The organism is Phytoactinopolyspora endophytica (genome assembly GCF_004138495.1).
In the GTDB taxonomy this organism is placed as follows: Bacteria; Actinomycetota; Actinomycetes; order Jiangellales; family Jiangellaceae; genus Phytoactinopolyspora; species Phytoactinopolyspora endophytica.
Window position 1 is genome coordinate 31,204 of sequence record NZ_ML142867.1, and the last position, 3,596, is coordinate 34,799.

The 3,596-nt window shown below is 68.1% G+C and carries 1 protein-coding gene and 1 pseudogene; one reads left to right on the forward strand and one right to left on the reverse strand.

The window, feature by feature from the left end:
• Positions 1 to 557, forward strand: a 557-nt coding sequence (locus tag ELR45_RS27880) for a winged helix-turn-helix transcriptional regulator (RefSeq protein WP_205857395.1), incomplete at its 5' end; no start/stop codon positions are given.
• 277 nt (positions 558 to 834) lie between these two features.
• On the opposite strand, the pseudogene ELR45_RS43185 reads toward ELR45_RS27880, so the two are convergent.
• Positions 835 to 3,596 (reverse strand): annotated as a pseudogene (locus ELR45_RS43185) (Tn3 family transposase); the annotation flags it as partial.

The window sequence follows — 3,596 nt, forward strand, 5'->3', positions numbered from 1 at the left end:
AGATGAGCCAGAACGTCCTCGCGCAGCGGTTGCGCGAGCTCGAAGCCGACGGCCTGGTGCGGCGAAGGCGCCTGGGACCGCCTGCGCCCGCCGCCGTGTACGAACTCACCGAGCGCGGGCAGGAACTGGAGCCCGTGCTCCGCGCGCTCGCCCACTGGGGCAGCCGCGCACCGCTGCCCGAGGACGGCGCGGCGGAACTGAGCGTCGACGCGCTGCTGTTCGCCCTGCGCGCCACCTTCGATCCGGCACTGGCGGGTGAGCTGTCGCTGCGCTGCCAGCTGGACGTCGCGGGCGACCGGTTCCGCATCACCGTTGCGGGCGGGCGCCTCGAGTTGGACCGCGGTGAGCACGCCGAACCCGATGCGTGGCTGACCGTGCCGGAGGCGGCGACATTGCGCGATCTGGTGTTCGCCGGTGCGGCGCTGCACGACGCCGTCGAGCGGGCAGACGCCGAGGTGGCGGGCGATACCGCGCGGCTCGCCGCACTGCTGCGCTGCTTTCCCGCAGCCGTGCGGTATCCGGCGCCACAGGACCCCGGGCCGCCGGATCCCGTTTAGCCGGGCCCCGTTTCACCTGGCCCCGGGTCACCGAACGCCGAACTCCCGGATCCCGCCGTCAGCGCAGGAAGTCGTCGGGGGTGAGCGGCAGTCCGCCGACCCGGACACCGGTGGCGAGGTTACGCCGGCCGACAGTTCAGACTCCGCGGGCTCGCGGAACTCATCGCCGAGACGACGACGCACCACTTGGAAAGCGACCCGCAGCTCAACGCCTGGCGCTGGTCCACGACCGAGCATGATCGACCTGTTGCAGTAGCCCATCCCCAACCGGACACCATCAGCTCATACCGAGCGGGAGCCGGCTGGTCATGTTGAGCTTCACCTCGCCGTAGGGCAGGACGTGTGACCAGAACAGTGGGGTGAGGCCTCGCTGGTCCTCGAGTGTCAGGACGTGCTCCCAGTCGGGTTCGGCGAGCAGGTCCTGGAGCATGAGTGTGTTCACGTAGACGAGCGCGGCCTGCAGGATCCGCAGACACAGCACGCTCATCTCCTGCTCGTCGCGACGGTTGCTGGCCAGGTCACCGCCCTTGCTGTAGAAGATGACCGCGTTCGCGCGGTTCCAGGACTCGACCACGTTCAGGCCCTCGTGGATCTCCCGTTGCAGCTGTCGGTTGCGCAGGTAGCGGGCGAGGAAGATGGTTTTCTGTGCTCGGCCGAGTTCGATCATGGCCTGGTAGGTGGGGTGGGCGGCGTTGGCCTTCATGAACCGGCGCAGGATCGCCTCGGTGGACGCGGTGCCTGTTCGGATGGCGGTGGCGTACTTGACCATCTGGTCGTACTGCTGCTCGATGCGGTCCCACCGGATCGGCCGGGTCAGCGCTGGCGCGAGTGCTGGCCAGCTGTCCGACTCTCCGGCGACGGGCCGGTAGAGCTTCACCTTGTTGATCCGCTTAATCCGCGGCAGCAGGTCGAAGCCGAGCAGCTTGGTGATGCCGAATCCGATCTCGGACTGGCCGTGGGTGTCCACATAGTTGGCGTCGACCTGCATGTCAGTGCCATGCCGGATCGCGCCGTCGACCATCGCATGCACCTCCGAGGCCGAGCAGTTCAGGCGCTGGGAGTGGATCACCATCGAGCCACGGTCGACGTGCCAATAGATCAGCACGCCACGACCGCCGTACCGGGAGTGCCACTCGGTGAAGATGTTCTGGTCGAACGCGCCGAAGTGTGTGGAGTCACTGGCCACCGCCGTGGATCCCTCGCCCCACAGGGCCTGCTGGCGGGCGGTGAAGGTGGCGTTGGCGATCTCGATCGCGATTTGTCTCGCTGCCTCCGTGGTGAGGTAGCGGCGGCGGGCGTAGCGGATCTCGTCCTCGCCGTGCCCGTGCTCGCCAGCGGCGACCGCGCGGATCCCGGTATTGGTGCCGTACCCGTAGATCGCCAACAGCAGCCGCTCGGCCAGCACCCGCTCAGGGAGACTGCCCCGGCCGGCCACCGAGGTGACAGCTTGCAGGCAGCCGGTGCGCAGCACCGCTTCCTTGAGCATGTCGATCAGCGGCACCGTGCCCCACCGTGCCTGCACCGCCTGCTTCAACCTGCGCAGGTTCCGCGGCTCCGGCGCGGCGTCGAGTGGGGTGAGCTTGATCGCGCCTGCCGCTCGGTCGCTGACCTCCAGCCAGTCACAGGCAGGCAGCGCCTCGTCGAGGGCGTCCAGTTCGCTGTGCATCTCCTGGCGCAGCTCGTCGACGAACGCCGACGCGTCGAGAGGTTTGCGGAGCGCCTGGTAGTACTCGACACGCCGGTCCTGGAAGTCGGTCGGCAAGTCCTCGGCCGGGTTGCGCCACTTGTCGGCGCCGACGACCCAGATCTCCTTGCACCGCAGCTGGTCCCGCAGGGCCTGGAAGGTGCATACCTCGTAGACCATGCGCACCACCCGCCGCCGACCACGGGTATCGGTCTTGTGCACCAGCGCGTCCCAGTCCGCGCCAAGCCCGCGATGGGTCGGGATGTGCTCACCGACCGGGTAGTAGTGCAGGTTCCCCGCGCTGGCGTGCCGGGCGACCAGGTCCACGGCGTCCAGGACGAGCCGGCGTGGTGTTGTTGCTGCGGAACTCCAGCACGTCCAGGAGCTTGATCAACCCGGTCCGGTAGTGGTTCGTGTACGACGCCTTCAGCGTGGCCTTCACCGTCCGCTGATACGTCGGACCAAAGGACTTGAACTCCGCGACCAAGTCTCGCAACACCGCCCGCGGCGCGACCGGGAACACGGTGTCCCGCACCAGCCGGTCTCCGGCATCCACCGTCGCCTCGGCGAGCCGGAACAGCAGGTTCTCCTTACCGGTGACACGCTGGAACTCCTTGATCAGCTCCTTGGTCACCTTCACCTCGGCGCGGGCGTTGATCCGATGCACCGTCGAGATCAACAGCTCGACCAGCGTGTCCGTGATCTCCCGCTCCCGGCAGTACAACAACGCCGCCAACAAGGTCAGCGTCACTGCCGGCGAGTGCTCGCGCAGGTGGCTCGGCGCTTCCACCGCCGCGCGTGCCCGCCAGGCCGCCACCACCTTCGAGGCGATACCGGCGAACACCCCGGCCGGTAGGCCTACCGCACGCACCGCCTCCAGCTTGGCGATCTCGGTCAACATCGTGTTCAGACTGACGTTGCCGGGCTCGGACCGGACCGCGGCCAACACCGCCGGACCATCATCGCCGTCGGCGTCGTGGCCCGACTCGTCGTCGACGGTGGAAGCGACCAGAGCAAACAACCGATCCCGTACCTCTGCCGGCAAACGGGCTGCCACTCGTCCTACCAGCAACTCCTCGCCACGGTGTAACGCTGACCGGACGATCCGGTCGACACGGCCGCTCGAGGGCTGTTCGATCCGCTCGTCCCGGCACCGCGCCAGGAGTTCGTGACGTACCTGCTCGGCGCTGCGCTCGGCCTGCGTGACGTTCGCGACCAGCCACTCGGTGAGCTTGTCTGCATCGGCAACGCTGCATTCGCGGTACCCCAACGCCCGGCGAATCTGGACACGATTCGCCTTGATCGTGCGACCCGACCAGTCGTAGAACGCCAGTTCCGACGCGGCCACGCCGACC